Raw genomic sequence first — 19,080 nt, 5'->3', positions numbered from 1 at the left:
CACGCCATGAGCGCATTCACCGTCATCGGCGGCACGGCCGCCCAGGCTCCGACCGCGGCCGCCGGCCGCCCTGCCCAGTCCTCGGCTGCCGCTGCCCGCACCGACGGGGCCGCGCGAACCGCCGATGTCCTCCGATTCCACCGTCCGCGGCCGAAGGAGCAGCCGAAGCCCGATGGGCCCAGTCCCCGGACGGTCGGCACGGCTGCCCTCGCGCTCACCGAGAAGGGGACGGAACCGGAGCGCAGGCTACGGGCGGTCCCGGCGGCCAACGAGGCCGAGGATGTGCGCCGCTTCGCCGCCACGATCACGCTCGTGGCCATGGAAGTCCTCGCAGGCACGCGGCCCGTGCAGCAGCTCACGCCCTGGCTCCACCGCGACCTGCTCGCCCCGGTGTCGCTGCGCGCCGAGCTGGGCCGAATCGATGCGGCCGCGGCAGGGAGCGCCGCCGGGCGTCGGCTTGCCCTCGTCCACAGGGCCGCCACGGTCAAGGCGGCCCACGCGTCGCTGGTGGGCGATAGGGTCTACGAGGCCACCGTGGTGGTGGGGGACGCGGCCCGGTGCCGCGCCGTCGCGCTCCGCATCGAGGCCAGGCCCCGGACCGGCTGGCACGTGACGGCCCTTGAGATCGGCTGATGTCCCTAACTCGTGCGCGAGACGCCGACGGCCGCCCCACTCCCGGGGGCGGCCGTCGTAGCCTAGGTGCTCAGAGCTGAGGAGCTGCCGCTTCCCTCAGATCACCGCTGGCGGTAGCGACGCCCGGGAGCGCCCTTCTTGCCCGCCGCGCTCTTGCCTGCGGAGCGCGCTGTGGAGCCGCCGTTCTCGGAGGCCTTGCCGGATCCGGTCCGCTCTACGTGGACCTCGGTCGAGCCGTCCTCGGCCGGGGCCGTGTACTGCAGCTGCGCGGGGCGGGCCGGGGCGGCGATCGAAGGCGCGCTCACAGCGGTCGCCTCCGCCGGCTGGACCTCGAGGTTGAACAGCAGGGTCACGGTCTCCTCGCGGATCGCCTCCATCATCGACTGGAACATCGCGTAGCCCTCGCGCTGGTACTCCACGAGCGGGTCGCGCTGGGCCATCGCCCGCAGGCCGATGCCCTCCTTGAGGTAGTCCATCTCGTAGAGGTGCTCCTGCCACTTGCGCCCGATCACGCTCAGGACCACGCGTCGCTCGAGGTCGCGCATCAGCTCAGAGCCGAGCTGCTCCTCGCGCTGCGAGTACACGAGACGGGCGTCCGAGAGGACTTCCTCCTTGAGCATCTCCACGGTGACCCGCGGCTTGCCGCCTGCCTCGTCGATGATGTCCTGCGGGGTCAGGGTGATCGGGTAGATGGCCCTGAGGCTCGTCCACAGCGCGTGGAAGTCCCAGTCGTCGCCATTGCCCTCGGCCGTCGCAGAGTCGATGAGCGCCACGAGCGTGTCCTCGAGGAAGAACTGGACCTTCTCGTGGAGGTCGCCGCCCTCGAGGATCCGGCGGCGGTCACCGTAGATCGCCTCGCGCTGGCGGTTGAGGACGTCGTCGTACTTGAGCACGTTCTTGCGCTGCTCGGCGTTGCGCCCCTCGACCTGCGCCTGCGCGGACTGGATGGCGCGCGAGACCATCTTTGACTCGAGGGCGGTGTCATCCGGAAGGCTCGAGGCCATGAGGCGCTCTGCACCGCCGGTGCCGAAGAGGCGCATGAGGTCGTCCGCGAGCGAGAGGTAGAAGCGGGATTCGCCCGGGTCGCCCTGACGGCCCGAGCGGCCCCGCAGCTGATTGTCGATGCGCCGGGACTCGTGCCTCTCGGTGCCCAGGACGTAGAGGCCGCCGAGCTCGAGGACCTCGTCATGCTCTGCCTTGACGGCCTCCTGGGCCGCTTCGAGGGCTGCGGGCCACGCGGCCTCGTACTCTTCCGAGTTCTCCTCGGGGTCGAGGCCCCGCGCGTTGAGGTCGGCAACAGCCATGAACTCGGCATTGCCGCCGAGCATGATGTCGGTTCCGCGGCCGGCCATGTTGGTGGCGACGGTGACGGCGCCCTTGCGGCCCGCCTGCGCGACGATCGCGGCCTCCCGGGCGTGGTTCTTCGCGTTGAGCACTTCATGGCGGACGCCCGCCTTGCCCAGGGCCTTGGAGAGGTATTCGCTCTTCTCCACACTCGTGGTGCCCACGAGCACGGGCTGGCCCGTTGCGTGGCGCCGCGAGATGTCCTTCACGACCGCGTCGAACTTGACCACCTCGTTCTTGTAGACGAGGTCCGGCTGGTCCATGCGCGCCATCGGCTTGTTCGTGGGGATGGGCACGACCCCGAGCTTGTATGTGCTCATGAACTCGGCGGCCTCGGTCTCGGCCGTGCCGGTCATGCCGGAGAGCTTGCTGTAGAGGCGGAAGTAGTTCTGCAGGGTCACGGTCGCCAGAGTCTGGTTCTCGGCCTTGATCTCCACCCCCTCCTTGGCCTCGATGGCCTGGTGCATGCCCTCGTTGTACCGGCGGCCGGGGAGGATGCGCCCCGTGTGCTCGTCCACGATGAGGACCTCGCCGTCCAGGACCACGTAGTCCTTGTCCCGCTTGAAGAGCTCCTTGGCCTTGATGGCGTTGTTCAGGAACCCGATGAGCGGCGTGTTCGCGGACTCGTACAGGTTGCTGATCCCGAGGTAGTCCTCAACCTTCTCGATGCCGGGCTCGAGGACGCCCACAGTGCGCTTCTTCTGGTCCACCTCGTAGTCGCCCTCGCCGAGCCGCAGCGCGATCTTGGCGAACTCGGAGTACCAGCGGTTCGCGTCCCCCTGCGCGGGACCGGAGATGATGAGCGGCGTGCGTGCCTCGTCGATGAGGATCGAGTCGACCTCGTCGACGATCGCGAAGTGGTGGCCGCGCTGGACGAGCTCGGTGCGGTCCCACGCCATGTTGTCGCGGAGGTAGTCGAAGCCGAACTCGTTGTTGGTGCCGTAGGTGATGTCCGACTCGTACTGCCGACGCCGGTCTGCCGGATCCATCGAGGACAGGATGCACCCGCTGGACACCCCGAGGAACCGGTACACGCGTCCCATGAGCTCGGACTGGTACTGCGCCAGGTAGTCGTTCACGGTGACGACGTGAACGCCCTCGCCAGCGAGGGCGTTCAGGTACGCCGGCGCTGTGGCGACGAGGGTCTTGCCCTCACCGGTCTTCATCTCGGCGATGTTGCCCAGGTGCAGGGCGGCGCCGCCCATGAGCTGGACGTCGAAGTGCCGCATGCCGAGGGTCCTGCCGGCTGCCTCCCGCACTGCGGCGAACGCCTCCGGCAGCAGATCGTCGAGGCTCTCGCCGTCGCCATGCCGGGCCCGGAGCCGGTCGGTCTCCTCGCGCAGGTCGGCATCCGTGAAGCCGCGGAACTCGTCCTCGAGGGCGTTGATTGCGTCTGCGTAGACCCGCAGCTGCTTGAGCGTCCGGCGGTCGCCGGTGCGCAGGAGTTTCTCGAGAAGGTTTGCCACGGTGGCTGTGCTCCCTTGTCAATGGCGAATCGTGTGCGCGCTGGCCCGCCGCACGTGGCGCCGGGGCGGATTCAGTCTACGGGAGACACGCGCGGAGCCGCGTGAAGGTTCCTCTGGCCGAGTGCCCTGGCGAGCGCGGGCGCGAGGCTCCCGCGGTCTGTGACCCTGACGTCGTCGTGCCCGAGCCACTGCGCCAGGAGGCGGAGTTCCTCCGCGAGCTCGACGGCGGTGTCCCCCGGGGCGTCCGGCTCGCCGTGGGCGGCGAGCACCAGGAGTGCCCCGCGCGAGCGGTCCGACTTGAGGTCGACCCGGGCCGCCATGGTGTCCCGCAGGAGGAAGGGCAGGACGTAGTAGCCGTGCTGCCTCCTCGCCGCGGGAGTGTAGATCTCGAGCCGGTAGTGGAACCCGAAGAGCCGCTCGAGGCGCCGCCGCTCGAACACGAGCGAGTCGAAGGGGCTCAGGAGCGCACGGCCGGAGGCCGCCCTGGGCGTCTTCGCGGCGGCGTGCACGAGCACTCTGCGGTCCCACCCCGGGACCTCGGCCTCCTCGAGCTCGCCGGAGGCCACGAGCCGCTCCACTGCCCGTGCGGTGGCCTTCTGCGGGAGCCTGAAGTAGTCGGCGAGACAGCGGACCGTCCCCACGCCGTGCGCCTGGGCGGCGGCCCTCGTGAGGGCAAGGACGGCCTCATCGCGGTCCGGCTCCTGGTCATGGGCGACGCTGGGCGGGAGGACCGTGCCGGCGAGGGCATAGCGCCGCTCGAACTGGGGCGTACGGGAGGCGCTGCTCACCGTCCCGGCCTCGAAGAGGTCCTCGAGGACCCGCTTGACCGCGTTCCAGTTCCAGCCCCACGCCTCGCCTGCCGGCTGCTCGGTGTGGCCGAGACGCTGTGTGAGCTGCGCCGCGGTGAGGGCCTGACCGCGAGCAAGCTCGGCCATGATGCGGGCGGCGATGTCCTCGCGCAGGCCCGGCTCGAGGCCGCCCGCTCCCACCCAGGCCCTCTTCTGCCACACCCGCAGGGCGGGGAAGTGCTCGGGCCGGACGAAGCTCGCCTCATGCGCCCAGTACTCGACCATGCGCCGCGGGCTCCGGGAGGCAAGTCGGTCCAGAAGCACTGTGTCATAGGGACCCAGCCGCGAGAAGAACGGCAGATAGTGGCTCCTGACCAGCACGTTCACCGAATCGATCTGGGCAAGCTGCAGCCGCGCGAAGGTGCTGGCGAGGGACCGCGCCGAGACCGGGCCGGCTGGACGGGGCCTGTGCAGCTGCTGGGCGGCGAGCGCCATGCGCCGTGCCCGCTCGAGTGCCATGCGCTTCATACGGGCCTCACACCCGGCGACGCGGGGACGCCGCTCTCGTCCCCGCCGGCCCAGGCACCGGGCCCCGCACCGCCGCGCCCTCCCGCGCCGGGCGCTCCTCCGCACAAGAGGGCGGCGCCGCCCCGGGGGACGGCGCCGCCGCAGATGCTGTCAGGAGACAACCGCTCCCTCGTCCTTGGAGCGGTACGCGAGGATGCGCTCGTCGACCGGGGTCTCCCCCGGCTCGCAGGCCTGGTCGAGGCTGATGACGCCATAGGTCCAGCCGCGGCGCCGGTAGACGACCGACGGGGTGTTGGTGTCTGCGTCGATGAACAGGTAGAAGTCGTGCCCGACGAGCTCCATGTTGTCCACCGCGTCGTCGAGGGTGAGCGTCGCGGCGGGGAAGACCTTCCTGCGGATGAGGACAGGCGAGTCGCCGGCGGGAATGTCGTTGTCGATCTCGTACGGCGAGGAGGCCTCGGCCTCGGCCGCCGCTGTCCCATTCGCCGAGGCTCCGTTGAGCGCGTTCTCGGCATAGATCGGGAGGCTTCCGCTCACCACGGGAAGCGCTGCCGTGGCCGCTCCGACTCCAACCGGGGCGTGCTTGCCGTGGTGGACCTTGCGCCTGTCCTTGGCCCGCCTGAGCCGTTCGAGGAGTTTTCCGTACGCGAGGTCGAAGGCAGCGAACTTGTCCGGGGCCGTGGCCTCTGCCCGGATGACGGGACCGCGGCCGGTGACCGTGAGCTCCACCGTGAGCTGGTCTCCGCCGGAGCGCGTGCCGTTCTGCTTTGAGCACTTGGCATCCACGCGCTGGACCTTGTCTGCGAGGGTTCCGATCTTCTCGAGCTTCTCGCTCGCGTACTCCCGGAACCGGTCCGACACCGTCAGGTTGCGTCCGCTGATCTTGAACTCCATGGTGCCCTCCAGAAACATCTGAATTCAGCCCGACAGGGGCGCTGGGGTGGGGCTCACCGGTGACAGTCGAGCCCCTTTCCCGAGCCGCTATCGACGGGTTCCTCAGCTGTGGAACCTAGTACCGACGTTAGTGGATGGTCACGGTTTATTCACCCCCTGTTGCCCTGATTTCCTCACTGTCCGCTGGCAGCGTAGGGCGCGGGTCGCGCCCTGTGGCCTCGTGCTGCGGCACGTACGCAATGGCCACGACGCCCAGGACGACGGCGCCTGCCGCCTCGAGCGCGCGGGCCGCCTCCCGCGCGGTCGCACCGGTGGTGAGGACGTCGTCGACGATGATGCAGCGGCGCCCGCGCACCGCTTGAGGGGGCCGGCCCCGCAGCCCCTCAGGCGGCCATCCGCGCGGCTCCCCATGGGGCTGCCCGCGCGGGCCGTGGGAGGACCGGCCGCCCACCGTTCGGCCCGGGCGCGGCCGGACCCGGGCACGGGCCACGAGGGAGCCGGACGCGCTTCGCCGCCGCTGCCGGCGGCCCAGCCCCTTCTGGGCGCCGCCCCCTGTCCCCATGACGGCGCGGAGCATGGCTCCAGCGCGCTCGCGGGCCGCGGCCGGCCGGGGCCGCAGGGCGTCCGCGAGCACGGCGCCCGCGGGCAGACGGCGTTCGCGGCCCAGCCGGGAGAGCAGGAGCCCCAGCGGATCGAAGCCGCGGCGCAGGTAGGCGGCGGAGGTGGTCGGCACGGGGACCAGCCAGAGTCCGTCGCAGGTGCCCGTTCCCGCAGCCGCCCGGACGGCCCGGGCGAGCGCCGCCGCGAGCTCCGCCGCCAGGGTGCCGCTGCCATGGCGCTTGAACGCGAGTAGTGCCTGCGACAGCTCGTCGCGGTACGCTCCCGCCGCGACCGCGGGCACGAGGACCCGCCCTCCCGCCTCGACGAGCGCCGGCGCGTGGTCCTCGACGCGACGTGGCGCCGCGGTCTGCGCCCTCAGCCGACGCGCGCAGGCGGCGCACAGGAGCGCGTCCGGCGCACCGCACCCGGCGCAGTCGGCAGGCACCACGAGTCCGAAGGCCTCGTGCCCGGCGTCCGCCGCCGCGCGGAGGCAGCGCGCAAGGAGGCTCGTCGGCAAGGCCGCGTGCCGGGCAGGATGGCGCACGCGCGCGCCGGCTGGCCGGGCCGCGCCGCCCGCCCGGCCCGCTCTGCCCATCCAGCCCCCTCGGGAGGCCGGGGCACCGCGGGCACCTGCCTCGCCGTCGTCCATGTCCTCAGGATGGCGCGCGCGCAGCCGCCGCACGAGCGCCCTGGAGGCCTATGTGGACATCCCCGGCGCCCGGCGCCCATGCGGACAGCCAGGGGCCCGGCTGCCTCCGGACGGACGTAGGCCTACCCCGGGAAGGAGGGGTCCTCGATGCCCTTCCCCAGCTCGACCCAGGCCGTCCGGACGAGCTGGAAGACGCCAGCCGGGGTCTGGGCGTACACCTCGCCTTCGCCGTTGCCTGCGCTGACAGACTCGATACCGTCGAGCGCAGGGAGCTGCCTCGGCTCGCCGCCGTTGAGCGAGACCAGGAGCGGCGCGACGCGCGCGGAGTCGGAGACGGGCGAGACGAGGATGGTGGTCTCGTCCACCCATACGGCCCTCTCGAGCGCGGCGGTGCCGCGGGCGAGGGTGATCGGCTCGGTGAGCTCGCGCGGCGTCCCGTCCGGGGACCGCACGATGCCCGTGAGCTGGAGGACACTCCTGTTGCCGGCGCTCGAGAGCACGAGCGCGCGTGTGCCGTCCCGCGCCACGCGGAACGCCTCCACGCTGCGGCCCGCGAGCCAGCTCGGGCGCAGGTCCACGTGCGGCACCTCTGCGCCCTCGGGCGTGCCGCCCGGCCGGTGGGCGACCACCTCGGTCACGCCGTCGGCGCCCGGGCCCGCCGCCCAGACCCATCCGGTGGGCCCCACCGAGGGCGGGCTCAGCTGTTCGCGAGAGTCGAGGAGCCTCGCGGGCTGGTTCGGCACGATCGAGTAGAGCGCCGGGCCGGCCCCGAGGAACGCGTAGACGTCCTGGGACGCGCCGGCAGCCGGCAGCCGCGGCGAGAACTGGGCCACCGAGCGCAGCCCCTCGATCCGGCTGGCCTGCCGGTCGGCGTACCGCACGAGCTCCCGTCCGGCCACACCCACCTGCCATGGCGGGACGGCCGGGTCCGTGGCCGGCTCGGGGGCCGGGGTACCGCCCGTGGGGTCGACGAGGGCCACATCGCTCTGGTTGGACCGCAGCGACACCCCGACCACGGAGCTGATGCTCGAGAACGTGCGCACGAGCTGGCTGTGCATCCGCTGCCGGTCGGTGAAGGACGCGTCGCGCACCGCGCTCGTGAGGTCCACCTGGGCCATGCTGTCCACGATCGGGACGGACTCGCGCTCGAGCTGCGTGCCCGGGGGGAAAGCGCTCGCGACCGCCGACCGCAGGTACGGCGCGGGTCCGGCCAGGAGCGCGCTCACGAGGGACTTAGCGACCCCGGAGTTGTCGATGAACCACCGGATGTCCGGCACGAGCGTCCTGAACGAGGGGTCGAAGAAGTACACCGGGAAGGGCTTGAAGAGGACCTTGAAGGTCTCCTCGGGGATCGCCGTGCCGTCGGGCAGCCGTGAGAGCCGCCACTGCCCGTCCACCTGCACGAGGCTCACGGTGATCGCCTCGCGCGTCCCCTCAGGGTAGGGCGTGGCGGTGCCGTCGGCGTCGACCGCGTAGGCCAGGTCCAGCTCGTACCGGTACTCGTTCTCGCGCCCGGTGGGGACCACAGTCGCGCTCCCGCGGTAGACGAGCGTGCGCCGGCTCGGCTTCCACGAGACCGCGCTGGCCGGGGAGAGGAACTGGCGGGCCACCGTGAAGTCGTTCTGGTAGCCGCTCCCGGCGTTGAAGAACCCCTCGATGATGGACTGCGGTGTGGCGCCCTCGCGCGGCCCCGGGGGGATGTACTGGGGCGCGTTGCCCCCCGAGACCGCGCCGTCCCGGCTCTTGCCCACCCCGCCCGAGGTGGGCATCTGGGCGCACGCCGCGATCAGCACGAGCACGGCGGCCAAGACGGCCGGGAGGAGGACCCGTCTGACGGTGCGTCCGAGGGCGCGGGTGCCGGCACAGGTGCGGGCACGGCGCCCGGGCCGCGGCTCGGCGCGGGTCGGGGACCGCTGCTCGGAGCGGCCCGCAGCGGCGCGGACGACGGCGGGGGTCCGGCGGGTCATGCGTCCTCCTCCCGTCGGGGCTGGCTGGGCGGCGGGGCCGGGGGCAGCACGGGCGTGCCCACGACCACCCCGCGGGTCGTCTGGCCCCCGACGAGCGCGGCGTCCCCCTGCGGCGGCTCGAGGGCGACCGGCGAGTCGATGATCTTCCCCTGCGCCCGCAGGGGAAGGGTGAGACGGAAGCACGAGCCCTGCCGGGGGCGTCCCCAGGCCTGGAGCCAGCCGCTGTGCAGCTTGACGTCCTCGGTGGAGATCGAGAGGCCGAGGCCGGACCCGCCGGTCTTGCGGGCCCGAGAGGGGTCGGCACGCCAGAACCGGTCGAACACGCGGGCGGCCTCGGACGGGGACATCCCGATGCCGTGGTCGCGCACGGACACTCCCACCGCGTCGGCGTTCGCGGCGACGAAGATCTCCACGGGCCGCCCCTCGCCGTGCTCGAGCGCGTTGAGGAGGAGATTGCGCAGCACCCGCTCGATCCTGCGGGCATCCATCTCGACGATGATGCTCGGCGTGCGCGCGTAGAGCTTGACCTCCGAGCCGCACTCGGCAGCGATCGGCGCGGCCGTCTCGATCACTGCGCGCACCACGGCCACCATGTCCTGGGCCTCGGAGTCGAGGACTGCCACGCCGGCGTCGAACCGGGAGATCTCGAGCAGGTCGTTCAGGAGTGCCTGGAAGCGCTCCACCTGGTGGTAGAGCAGCTCGGCGGAGCGCTTCGTGACGGGATCGAAGCCCTCGCGCGCGTCGTAGAGCACCTCGGCGGCCATGCGCACCGTGGTGATCGGGGTGCGCAGCTCGTGGCTGACGTCGGAGACGAAGCGCTGCTGCATATGGGAGAGGGTCGCGAGCGCGGTGATCTGGTCCTGGAGGTTCGCCGCCATGTGGTTGAACGCGGCACCGAGGCGCGCCACCTCGTCCTCGCCCTTGACCGCCATGCGCTCCTCGAGCTGCCCGGACGCGAGCTTCTCCGAGACCGCCGCGGCGTGGCCCACGGGCGAGACGACGCTGCGGGTGACGATCCACACGATCGCGCCGATGAGGAGCAGGAGGAACACCGCGCCGAACCACAGGACGTTCTGCATGTCGTCCAGGGTCTGCTGGGCGGACTGGATGTCGTAGAGCAGGTAGAGCTCGTACACGGTCCCCGCGAAGCTGACCTTGTTGCCCACGGCGATCGCGGGGTGCGCCTGGTTGTCCACCGTGAGTGCCACCGACTGCCAGTACTGCTCCTGCTGGGAGTTCTGCACGGCCTCCCGGAGCGTGACGGGGATGTCGTTCTCGGTACGCAGGTAGGACGCGCGGCTGTCCACCCACCGGTTGCGGGGCTGGTCCTGGTTGGGCACGGCCAGGAAGACATACTGCCGCGGGGAGGTGGACTCACGGCGCTCGAGCTGGTCGAGCGTGTCGTTGACGAGCTTGAGCACGCTCTGCTGGTCCGTGGCCTGGGCGCCGTCGAACGTCTCCTGGACCTGTTCGACCGCCTGGCGGGTCTCGAGCTCGGCCTGCGCGAGCCGTTCCTCGAAGAGGTTGTTGGCGATCTGGTTGGACAGGTACGCCCCGACGCCGAGGAAGGAGACGAACGTCAGGACGAGCGTGATGAGCACGGTCCGGAACTGGAGCGACCGGCGCCACCGGCGCATGAAGGAGCCGCGGAGGGACGCCACCGCCGGCACGATCCCGGCGAGCCCCCGGCCGAGCGCCCGCAGCGCGCGCCGGGACCCGACCGCAAGGCGGGCGCGGTAGAGGCGGGCCCGGTCACGGGGGCGCTCCCGGCGCATCCACCGGCCCACGAGAAGGCGTGCGAGGCGCAGGCGCGCCGGGAGGCGGGCGCCAGACCAGTCCGCGGCCGCCCACGCACGCACCGAGCGGAGGGAGGGCGCCACCCCGTCCCGGAGGACGCGGGCGCGCCGCCGCGCGAGTGCGAAAGCCAGGCGCGCACGACGCCGCGTGGCCGCCCCGGCGCTCTGCGCGCGCTTCCGCGTCGCGGCGCCCGCACGGGTCACGGCGCCCGCCGCGAAGGCGCTCGGCCGGGCGAGGGCGGCGAAGGCGCGGGCACGCTCGAGCGCGCCGTCGTCGTGCTCGGGCCCGCCCTGGGCATGCAGGCCCGCCTCCGCCGGTCCCCCGCGCCCTGGCGGTTCCCCCTCGCGGGGTCCGTCGCCGCCGCGAGGGCCGGCCGGCCCCGCGGCGGGCCCGTCCTGATCGGTGTCCACGTCCACTCCAGCCGCCGGGGCTATCCCCCGGCCTTGTAGCCCACGCCGCGCACCGTGAGGACCACCTCAGGCGCCTCAGGGTCGCGCTCGATCTTGGACCGGAGCCGCTGGACGTGGACGTTGACGAGCCGCGTGTCCGCCGCGTGGCGGTAGCCCCAGACCTGCTCGAGGAGCAGCTCGCGGGTGAACACCTGCCAGGGCTTGCGCGCGAGGGCCACGAGGAGGTCGAACTCGAGGGGCGTGAGGGAAATGAACTCCTCGCCGCGCTTGACCGTGTGGCCGGCCACGTCGATCGTCACCTCGCCGATGCGGAGGGTCTCGGGGGCCTTGGTCTCGCCGGGGCGGAGCCGGGCGCGCACGCGGGCCACGAGCTCGGCAGGCTTGAACGGCTTCGGGACATAGTCGTCGGCGCCGGACTCGAGCCCGCGGACCACGTCCGAGGTGTCCGACTTCGCGGTGAGCATGACGATCGGGACGTCCGACTCCGAGCGGATCTGCCGGCATACCTCGATCCCGTCCAGTCCGGGGAGCATGAGGTCGAGCAGGACCAGGTCCGGCTTCTGCGCCCGGAACACGTCCGGCGCCTGTGCGCCGTCCGCGCAGAACACCGGCTCGAAGCCGTCATTGCGCAGGACGATGCCGATCATCTCCGCCAGGGCCTCGTCGTCGTCGACAACCAGAATGCGTGCCTTCATGCCTTCCCACTCTCCCCCATCGACCGGCGCACGGCGCGCATGGACGCGCCCGCGCTTGCGTACGTGCGTGAGCCCATTCTATGGGTGCGTGCCCGGGCGACGGCCGCTGGGCGGGGAGCCGGCGGGCGCCTGCCAGGCAGCCGGCGCGCGCCCTCCGGGCTCATCCGAGGGCGATCTGGTTGACCGCGTCCGCCACCGTCACCGTCCGCGCGAGCCGCCGGACAGCCTCGTCAGGAGTGCACCCGGAAAGCCCTCCCACAGGGGTGAGCCGGACGGCGTCCAACGCTTCGAAGGGGAGCCCGAGCTGCCGCCACGGCCGCACGACCCGCTCGGCGAGCTCGCCCGTGCGGACCCCCGGCGCGCCGTCGTCCGGCACGATCCCCAGCCACACGCCGCGGCCGGACTCGACAGCCCCGGCGAGCGCCTCCCACTGCCCCGCAGTGAGGTCGGGCGCGGGCACGGCGAGCGCATCCGCCCCCGCCTCGAGCGCCGCCGCGAACGGCGCCTCCCATGCGGGCAGGTGCACGACGGCGGTCTCCGCGCCTGCCGCACGCAGCGCGCCGACCGCGCTGGCCCAGGCGGCGCGCACCTCATGCACGGGCACGGCCCGCAGCGTGCGATAGCCGCTCGAAGTCGGCACGAGGCCAGCGAGGACGCGGGCGGCGTCCGGCTCGTCGATCTGGACCGTGAGCGCCGCGCCGGGGACCGCCGCGCGCACGCGCGCGAGGAACCCGGCGAGCCCCTCGGCGAACGAGTCGGCGAGGTCGCGGCGCGCGCCGTGGTCGAGAAGCGCCTTCTCCCCCGACGCGAGCGAGAGGTTCGCCATGAGGCTCACGGGTCCGAGCAGCCGCACGTGCAGGCCCTCGGCGGAACGCTCCTCGGCGCCCGCCACGTCGGCGAGCGCGTTGAGATCGCTCGCGAGCGCCGCTGCCGCCCGGCGGCTGTCACCGCCCGGCCGCGGGGTGAGCCGCCAGCCGTGCGGCTGCACGTCCGCCCAGAGGCCCGTGAGTACGGACGCGGCGCGCCCCACGGGGTCAGAGCCCACGCCGCGGGCGGGGAGCTCGGCGAGGAACGGCAGGTGCGGGGTGCCGAGCTCGCCGCGGATGGCCTTCGCCGCCTCGACCGGGTCGGTGCCCGGCCAGTCCCCCAGCGCCGTGGCCGTGACCTGGCCTGTCACCTCAGGAGTCCGCGGGGGCCGTGGTGCCGCCGTCCGCCGCGGACCGGCGCGAGGAGACGTCCTCCGAGATCGCCTGGTGGTGGCGGATCACCTCGCTGATGATGAAGTTCAGGAACTTCTCGGCGAAGGCCGGGTCCAGCTGGGCGTCCTCGGCGAGGCGGCGCAGGCGCGCGATCTGCGCCGCCTCACGGGCCGGGTCCGCCGGCGGGAGGTGGTGCTGGGCCTTGAGCACCCCGACCCGCTGCGTGACCTTGAACCGCTCGGCGAGGAGGTACACGAGCGTCGCGTCGAAGTTGTCGATGCTCGAGCGGATCGACAGGAGCTCCTCCATGACGGCCGGGTCGACCTGCCCGGCCAGCGAGCTCGCGCTCGGGTCGTAGTCCGTTCTCGCGGGCATGGCGGAGTCACTGCGGTGCTGCTCGGTCATGGGCACCAGTGTAGGTGCCGACGGCGAGCGCCCGGTGCGCCTTCCTCCGCTGCTCCTGCTCTGCCGGGTCGGGCACCGGCAGTGAGGCGATGAGCCGCTTCGTGTACTCGTGGCGGGGGGCGCCCATGACCTGGCTGCCGACGCCCTGCTCGACGAGCCTGCCCCGGTAGAGCACCCCGACCCAGTGGCTGAGCTCGTCCACGACCGCGAGGTCGTGGCTGATGAACAGCGCCGCGAAGCCCAGCTCGGCCTGGATCCCGCGGAAGAGCTCGAGGACCCTGGCCTGGACGGACACGTCGAGGGCCGAGGTCGGCTCGTCCGCGATGACGAGCCGCGGCTCGAGGGCGAGGGCCCGCGCGAGGGAGGCGCGCTGGCGCTGGCCCCCCGAGAGCTCGTGGGGGTAGCGCGCGGCGTACGACGCCGGGAGCTGCACCGATTCGAGCAGCCCGCCGACCCTGCGGCGCACCTCGTGCGGCGCGAGGCCGAGGTGGACGTGCAGGGGCTCGGCGATGCACTCGCCGATGGTCAGCTGCGGGTTGAACGAGGCCGCCGGGTCCTGGAACACGAAGCCGATGTCCTTGCGCAGGGGCCGGAACGAGCGCTCGCGGAATCCGACCATCTCGTGCCCGAGCACCGTCAGGCTCCCGCCCGTCGCGCGGGTGAGCCCGGCGATCGCGCGCCCGATCGTGGTCTTGCCCGAGCCCGATTCGCCCACGAGGCCGAACACCTCGCCCGCGGAGACGGTGAACGAGACGTCCTCGACCGCCCGGTAGGCGGGGCTGCCGAGCCGCCCGGGGTACACGATGCCCAGGTTCTCGGCGCGCACGAGGACCTCGCCGCCGTCGTGCATCCGCGCCGTGGCGCCTGCCGAGGCGGAGTTCCGGCCCAGGTGCGGGACGGCGGCGAGAAGGCGGCGCGTGTAGTCCTCGCGGGGCTCGGCGAAGAGGGTGCGCACGGGCGCCTCCTCCACGACCTCGCCCTGGTACATGACGACGACCCGGTCCGCGAGGTCCGCGACGACGCCCATGTTGTGGGTGATGAGCACGATCGAAGTCCCGTAGAGGTCCCGCAGGTCCCGCAGCAGTTCGAGGATCTCCGCCTGGACCGTCACGTCGAGGGCCGTGGTCGGCTCGTCGGCGACGATGAGGCCCGTGTCGAGGGCCAGGGCGGCGGCGATGACGATCCGCTGCTTCTGCCCGCCGGAGAACTGGTGCGGGTAGTGGTCCACACGCTTCTCCGGCTCCGGGATCCCCACCTTGCGCAGCGCGTCGACCGCGCGCTCGCGGGCCTCCCTGCGGCTGATGCGCTTCCCGTCGCGGCCCCGGTGGGCACGCAGGCCCTCGGCGATCTGCCAGCCCACGGTGAAGACGGGGTTGAGCGCCGTGGAGGGCTCCTGGAAGACCATGGCGACGTCGCGTCCCCGGAGGGCGCGCAGCTCGCGCCGGGTGAGGCCGACGACGTCGTGCCCGTTCACCACGACCGCTCCGGAGCACGTGGCGGTCTCAGGCAGGAGGCCCAGGACCGACTTCGCCGTCACCGTCTTGCCCGAGCCGGACTCGCCGACGACCGCGAGCACCTCGCCGGGGCGGACGTCCAGGCTCACGCCGCGCACCGCGGCGACGGGGCCGGCGTCGGTCGCGAACGAGACGTCGAGGTTCCGGATCTGCAGGACCGGCCCGGGGCGCGCGGCGGGGCCCGTGGCCTTCGGGCCCGTGGCGTTCGGGCCGATGGCGCTGGGGTCCTGTGTCATGCTGCGGTTCCCTTCCGCTGGCGGCCGCGCGTGCGGATGCGCGCATCGGCCAGGTCGTTCATGCTCTCCCCCACGAGCGTGAGCCCGAGGACCGTCAGGACGATCGCGAGCCCGGGGAAGACCCCGGTCCACCAGATCCCGGCAGTCACGTCGGAGAGCGCCTTGTTGAGGTCGAAGCCCCATTCGGCTGCGCTCGTCGGCTCGATGCCGAAGCCGAGGAAGCCCAGTCCCGCGAGGGTCAGGATCGCCTCGGAGGCGTTGAGCGTGAAGATGAGCGGAATGGTGCGGGTGGCGTTGCGGAAGATGTGCCGTGCCATGATCCGCCAGCTCGAGGCGCCCACGACCTTCGCGGACTCCACGAAGGGCTCGGCCTTGAGCCGGATGGTCTCGGCGCGGATCACCCGGAAGTACTGCGGGATGAAGACCACGGTGATGGAGATGGCCGCCGCGAGGATGCCGCCCCACAGGCTGGACTGCCCTCCGCTGATGACGATCGACATGACGATGGCCACGAGCAGCGACGGGAACGCGTAGACGGCGTCGGCGACCACGACGAGGATCCGGTCGAGCCAGCCGCCCATGTACCCGGAGACGAGCCCGAGCGCGACGCCGGCGAAGATCGACAGTGCCACGGCGACGACGATCACGAGCACGGCGGTCTGTGTGCCCCACACGACGCGCGAGAAGACATCGAACCCGCTCACGGTGGTGCCCCACAGATGCTGGCCGCTGGGCGCGGCCTGCGTGGGGAAGTTCCCGGAGGAGTCGGCGATCTGCGCGTAGCCGTAGGGCGCGATCACGGGGGCGAGCACCGCGGTGAGGACGAACGCGCCCGTGAGGACGAGGCCGGCGACGAGCATGCCCCGCTGCAGGCCGGCACTCCGCCGAACGTGGGACAGGACCGGGAGGCGGTCCCTGAGGGGAATGCGGCGTTCGATGATGGGCGCGGGCTGGGCGGGCATCAGTACCTCACTCGCGGGTCGATGAGCGCGGCGACGACGTCCACGACGAAGTTCGTCACGGCGACGATCACGGCCAGGAGCACGACGATGCCCTGGACGGCCACGAAGTCCCGGGCCGTGAGGTACTGGGCGAGCTGGAAGCCCAGGCCCTTCCACTCGAAGGTCGTCTCCGTGAGGACCGCGCCGCCGAGCAGGAGGGCGATCTGCAGGCCCATGACAGTGATGATGGGGATGAGTGCGGGCTTGTACGCGTGCCGTGCCACGAGGCGGAACTCGCCCACGCCCCGGGAGCGCGCGGCCTCGACGTAGTCCCGCCCGAGCGTGCCGATGAGGTTGGTCCGCACGAGCCGCAGGAACACCCCGGCTGTGAGGAGGCCAAGGGCCAGGGCAGGGAGCACCGCATGCTCGGCCACGTCCCAGAACGCGGGCAGGTTCCCGCTGCGCAGGGCATCGAGCCAGTAGATGCCCGAGGGCGCCGCGAGACCGTTCAGCGCCAGCTCCGTGGACGTGGACGCGCGCCCGTTGACCGGCAGCCAGCCGAGCCACACGGAGAACACGAGCTTGAGCAGGAGCCCCGCGAAGAACACCGGGGTCGCGTAGAACAGGATCGCCGTGACGCGCAGGACCGCGTCCGGGCCCTTGTCCCGCCGGTGCGCGGCGAGCATGCCGAGCGGGATCCCGATCGCGAGGGCCACGAGGACGGAGTTGAGCGCGAGCTCGAGCGTCGCGGTCCCGTAGGTGGTGAGCATCTCGGTCACTGCGCGGTTGTCCGAGATGGTGCGGCCGAAGTTCCCGGTGAACACCTGGCCCAGGTACTCGGCGTACTGGAGGAGGATCGGGCGGTCGTACCCCGCCTCGTGGATGCGCGCCTCGAGCTGGTCCGCGGGGAGCCGGCCTCCGAGCGCGGCCGTGATCGGGTCGCCGGTGATCCTCATGAGGAAGAAGACCATGGTGACGAGGATGAGGACGGTGGGGAAGATGAGGAGGAACCGCACCAGGAGGTAGGTGCCGAGCCCTCCCCCGGCGCTGCGGGCCGCGGCCACGGGCGCGGGCGCGCCGGCGGCCTCGGGGGGTGTCTCTGTGAAGGCAGTCATGTGGAGTGGGGGTCCTTCTGGCACACGCCGGCGGCGGGACGCTGGAAGCGACCCGCCGCCGGAGCCTGTGCGGTGGGGGCGGCTACTTGCTCAGGACGCCGAGGCGGAACTTGAACGAGGGATCGAGGGTCGTCTCGACCCCCTTGACGTCCGCGCCGGCCACGGCGACCTGGGCACCCTGGAGCAGCGGCAGGGTCGAGAGGTCCTTCGCGACTGCGTCCTGGATCTGCTCGATCTGCTGCTTCCTCCCGTCCTTGTCCGGGTTGACCAGCTGCTTCGCGATGAGGTCCTGGACCTCGGCGTTGCTGTAGTGGTTCTTGAGGAAGTTGTTCTCGGAGAAGAAGGGCGTGAGGTAGTTGTCCGCGTCCGAGTAGTCCGGGTACCAGCCGAGCTGGTAGATCGGGTAGACGTCCTTGGTCCGCTCCTTCGCGTACGTGACCCACTCGGTGGACTGGAGGTTGACCTTGAACAGGCCCGAGTCCTCGAGCTGCTGCTTGACCATCGCGTACTCGTCACCGGAGGACTTCCCGTAGTGGTCCGGGTTGTACTGCAGGTTGATGCTCAGCGGCGTGGTCACGCCCGCGTCTGAGAGGGCCTTCTTGGCCTTCTCCAGGCTCGGCTTGCCGCTGCCGTCCCCGTACTGCTCCTTGAGCGAGGTGGTGGCGCCCTCGAAGCCGTCCGGCACGTAGGACCACGCGGGCAGATAGGTTCCCTTGTAGACCTGCTGCGCGAGGGCATCGCGGTCCACAACGTGGGCCATTGCCTGGCGCACGGCAAGGGCCTTCGCAGGATCCGCCTGGGGCGTCTTCGCCCCGAACGGCATCGTGTCGAAGTTGAACACGATGTAGCGCAGCTCGCCGCCGGGGCCCTTGTGGACCTTGACCTTCGAATCGCCGGCGAGGCTCTCGACGTCGGTGGCCGTGAGCGAGCGCCACGCGACATCGATGTTGGCCTGCTGGACGTCCAGCTTGAGGTTGTTCGAGTCCGCGTAGTACTTGAGGTTCACGGTGCCCGTGGCGGGGGCCCCGAGCATGCCCTTGTAGTCCGGATTGGCCTGGAAGGAGACGAGCTGGTTCTTCTGGTACGAGGTGATCGTGAAGGGACCGGCGAACGACTTCTTCTCGATGATCTCCTCATCGGTCATGACCTTGTCCGCGGAGAAGGCCTTGTCGTCCACGATCGGGCCGACGGGGCTCGTGAGGATGAACGGGAAGGTCTGGTCGTTCTCGGCCTTGAGATGGAAGACGACCGTCGTGGCGTCGGTGGCCTCGACGCGCTCGAGGTTGCCCAGGAGGGACGCCGGCCCGTTGGGGTCGTTGATCTTGAGCTGGCGGTCGAACGTGAACTTGACGTCCGCGGAGTCGAGGGCGTCGCCGTTGGCCCACGTGAGCCCGCTCTTGAGCTTGACCGTGTACTCCTTCGGCGAGGTGAACTCGGCCGACTCTGCGATGTCCGGCTCCGGCTCCGCGCTGCCGGGCTTGGAGTTGAGCAGGAACGGATAGATCTGGTTCATGACCATGAACGAGCCGTTGTCGTACGAGCCCGCAGGGTCGAGGAACGTGACCTTGTCCGTGGTGCCCACGGTGATGGGCCCCCCGGCCGTGCCGCTCGGGGCGGCCCCTCCCCCCGAGGGGCCTGTGCATGCCGTGAGCGCGAGGGCGGAGATGCCGGCGAGCGCGAGGGCGCTCCGCACGGCGGAAGTGGTCTTTGCCATCAGTGACCTTCTCTTGTCGAATCGCGGCCGCGCCCCGCACCCCCCCTCTTCGGGGAGTGACGCGGAGCACAGTCCTGATGCCCCGATTCAACCACCGGACGGGCATCGTGAAACAACCGTTTGAAGGAATCGCAACCGAACGGTGACCTTTGCGCCCCGGTCAACGCGCGTCGGACCCCCGCGCG

14 protein-coding genes are annotated in these 19,080 nt (G+C 71.8%); 1 reads left to right on the top strand and 13 read right to left on the bottom strand.

Translation table 11 applies throughout. From position 1 onward, the window contains the following. Positions 1 to 6 precede the first annotated feature (6 nt). Positions 7 to 633, top strand: coding sequence for an Rv3235 family protein (locus ABCQ75_RS03010; RefSeq protein WP_345883036.1), 627 nt, complete (start codon positions 7 to 9; stop codon positions 631 to 633). Positions 634 to 734: 101 nt separating this feature from the next. Here the strand turns inward: ABCQ75_RS03010 and secA are convergent, their stop codons facing one another. The 13 genes from secA to ABCQ75_RS02945 all read right to left on the bottom strand — a co-directional run bounded on the left by secA (position 735) and on the right by ABCQ75_RS02945 (position 18,895). Then, the gene (secA, locus tag ABCQ75_RS03005; protein WP_345883035.1) at positions 735 to 3,443 is read right to left on the bottom strand and encodes a preprotein translocase subunit SecA; all 2,709 of its coding nucleotides are present in this window, start codon (positions 3,441 to 3,443) and stop codon (positions 735 to 737) included. A 71-nt stretch (positions 3,444 to 3,514) separates the two neighbouring features. Continuing rightward, positions 3,515 to 4,759 (bottom strand): winged helix-turn-helix domain-containing protein, encoded by a 1,245-nt coding sequence (locus tag ABCQ75_RS03000; protein ID WP_345883034.1) that lies wholly within the window; start codon positions 4,757 to 4,759, stop codon positions 3,515 to 3,517. A gap of 150 nt (positions 4,760 to 4,909) precedes the next feature. Then, positions 4,910 to 5,653, bottom strand: coding sequence for a ribosome hibernation-promoting factor, HPF/YfiA family (gene hpf / locus ABCQ75_RS02995; RefSeq protein WP_345883033.1), 744 nt, complete (start codon positions 5,651 to 5,653; stop codon positions 4,910 to 4,912). Positions 5,654 to 5,798: 145 nt separating this feature from the next. Then, entirely contained in the window at positions 5,799 to 6,902 is a 1,104-nt protein-coding gene (locus ABCQ75_RS02990; protein ID WP_345883032.1) for a ComF family protein, read from the bottom strand. Between the two features lie 122 nt (positions 6,903 to 7,024). Continuing rightward, positions 7,025 to 8,869, bottom strand: a complete 1,845-nt coding sequence (locus ABCQ75_RS02985; protein ID WP_345883031.1) for an LpqB family beta-propeller domain-containing protein — start codon at positions 8,867 to 8,869, stop codon at positions 7,025 to 7,027. Continuing rightward, positions 8,866 to 10,644 carry an MtrAB system histidine kinase MtrB gene (gene mtrB / locus ABCQ75_RS02980; protein ID WP_427916029.1) on the bottom strand — a complete coding sequence of 593 codons (1,779 nt, stop codon included), beginning with the start codon at positions 10,642 to 10,644 and terminating at the stop codon, positions 8,866 to 8,868. Before mtrB ends, ABCQ75_RS02985 begins: the two co-directional genes overlap by 4 nt. A gap of 452 nt (positions 10,645 to 11,096) precedes the next feature. Beyond that, entirely contained in the window at positions 11,097 to 11,771 is a 675-nt protein-coding gene (gene mtrA, locus ABCQ75_RS02975) for an MtrAB system response regulator MtrA (RefSeq protein ID WP_345883029.1), read from the bottom strand. A gap of 160 nt (positions 11,772 to 11,931) precedes the next feature. Further along, entirely contained in the window at positions 11,932 to 12,948 is a 1,017-nt protein-coding gene (locus ABCQ75_RS02970; RefSeq protein ID WP_345883028.1) for a uroporphyrinogen decarboxylase/cobalamine-independent methonine synthase family protein, read from the bottom strand. Between the two features lies 1 nt (position 12,949). Further along, entirely contained in the window at positions 12,950 to 13,375 is a 426-nt protein-coding gene (locus tag ABCQ75_RS02965) for a chorismate mutase (protein WP_345883027.1), read from the bottom strand. Continuing rightward, complete coding sequence (locus ABCQ75_RS02960) at positions 13,353 to 15,125, bottom strand: dipeptide ABC transporter ATP-binding protein (RefSeq protein ID WP_345883026.1); 1,773 nt, start codon at positions 15,123 to 15,125, stop codon at positions 13,353 to 13,355. Before ABCQ75_RS02960 ends, ABCQ75_RS02965 begins: the two co-directional genes overlap by 23 nt. Beyond that, on the bottom strand, positions 15,122 to 16,087 hold the full coding sequence (locus tag ABCQ75_RS02955) for an ABC transporter permease (protein WP_345883025.1): 966 nt from the start codon (positions 16,085 to 16,087) through the stop codon (positions 15,122 to 15,124). Before ABCQ75_RS02955 ends, ABCQ75_RS02960 begins: the two co-directional genes overlap by 4 nt. Beyond that, entirely contained in the window at positions 16,087 to 17,181 is a 1,095-nt protein-coding gene (locus ABCQ75_RS02950; RefSeq protein ID WP_345883024.1) for an ABC transporter permease, read from the bottom strand. Before ABCQ75_RS02950 ends, ABCQ75_RS02955 begins: the two co-directional genes overlap by 1 nt. Positions 17,182 to 17,263: 82 nt before the next feature. After that, on the bottom strand, positions 17,264 to 18,895 hold the full coding sequence (locus tag ABCQ75_RS02945) for an ABC transporter substrate-binding protein (protein WP_345883023.1): 1,632 nt from the start codon (positions 18,893 to 18,895) through the stop codon (positions 17,264 to 17,266). Between the last annotated feature and the right edge of the window lie 185 nt (positions 18,896 to 19,080).

The sequence above is a fragment of the Sinomonas halotolerans genome, from assembly GCF_039615075.1.
Classification (GTDB): domain Bacteria; phylum Actinomycetota; class Actinomycetes; order Actinomycetales; family Micrococcaceae; genus Sinomonas; species Sinomonas halotolerans.
The sequence above is the reverse complement of the archived record's forward strand: the minus strand, read 5'-3'. Positions and strand labels throughout refer to the sequence as shown.

Bases quoted from the DNA above. Each gene is read 5' to 3' on its own strand.
- ABCQ75_RS03010 (WP_345883036.1), top strand. From the start codon at position 7: ATGAGCGCATTCACCGTCATCGGCGGCACGGCCGCCCAGGCTCCGACC.
- ABCQ75_RS03000 (WP_345883034.1), bottom strand. From the start codon at position 4,759: ATGAAGCGCATGGCACTCGAGCGGGCACGGCGCATGGCGCTCGCCGCC.
- hpf (WP_345883033.1), bottom strand. From the start codon at position 5,653: ATGGAGTTCAAGATCAGCGGACGCAACCTGACGGTGTCGGACCGGTTC.
- ABCQ75_RS02990 (WP_345883032.1), bottom strand. From the start codon at position 6,902: ATGGACGACGGCGAGGCAGGTGCCCGCGGTGCCCCGGCCTCCCGAGGG.
- ABCQ75_RS02985 (WP_345883031.1), bottom strand. From the start codon at position 8,869: ATGACCCGCCGGACCCCCGCCGTCGTCCGCGCCGCTGCGGGCCGCTCC.
- mtrB (WP_427916029.1), bottom strand. From the start codon at position 10,644: ATGCGCCGGGAGCGCCCCCGTGACCGGGCCCGCCTCTACCGCGCCCGC.
- mtrA (WP_345883029.1), bottom strand. From the start codon at position 11,771: ATGAAGGCACGCATTCTGGTTGTCGACGACGACGAGGCCCTGGCGGAG.
- ABCQ75_RS02965 (WP_345883027.1), bottom strand. From the start codon at position 13,375: ATGACCGAGCAGCACCGCAGTGACTCCGCCATGCCCGCGAGAACGGAC.
- ABCQ75_RS02960 (WP_345883026.1), bottom strand. From the start codon at position 15,125: ATGACACAGGACCCCAGCGCCATCGGCCCGAACGCCACGGGCCCGAAG.
- ABCQ75_RS02955 (WP_345883025.1), bottom strand. From the start codon at position 16,087: ATGCCCGCCCAGCCCGCGCCCATCATCGAACGCCGCATTCCCCTCAGG.
- ABCQ75_RS02950 (WP_345883024.1), bottom strand. From the start codon at position 17,181: ATGACTGCCTTCACAGAGACACCCCCCGAGGCCGCCGGCGCGCCCGCG.
- ABCQ75_RS02945 (WP_345883023.1), bottom strand. From the start codon at position 18,895: ATGGCAAAGACCACTTCCGCCGTGCGGAGCGCCCTCGCGCTCGCCGGC.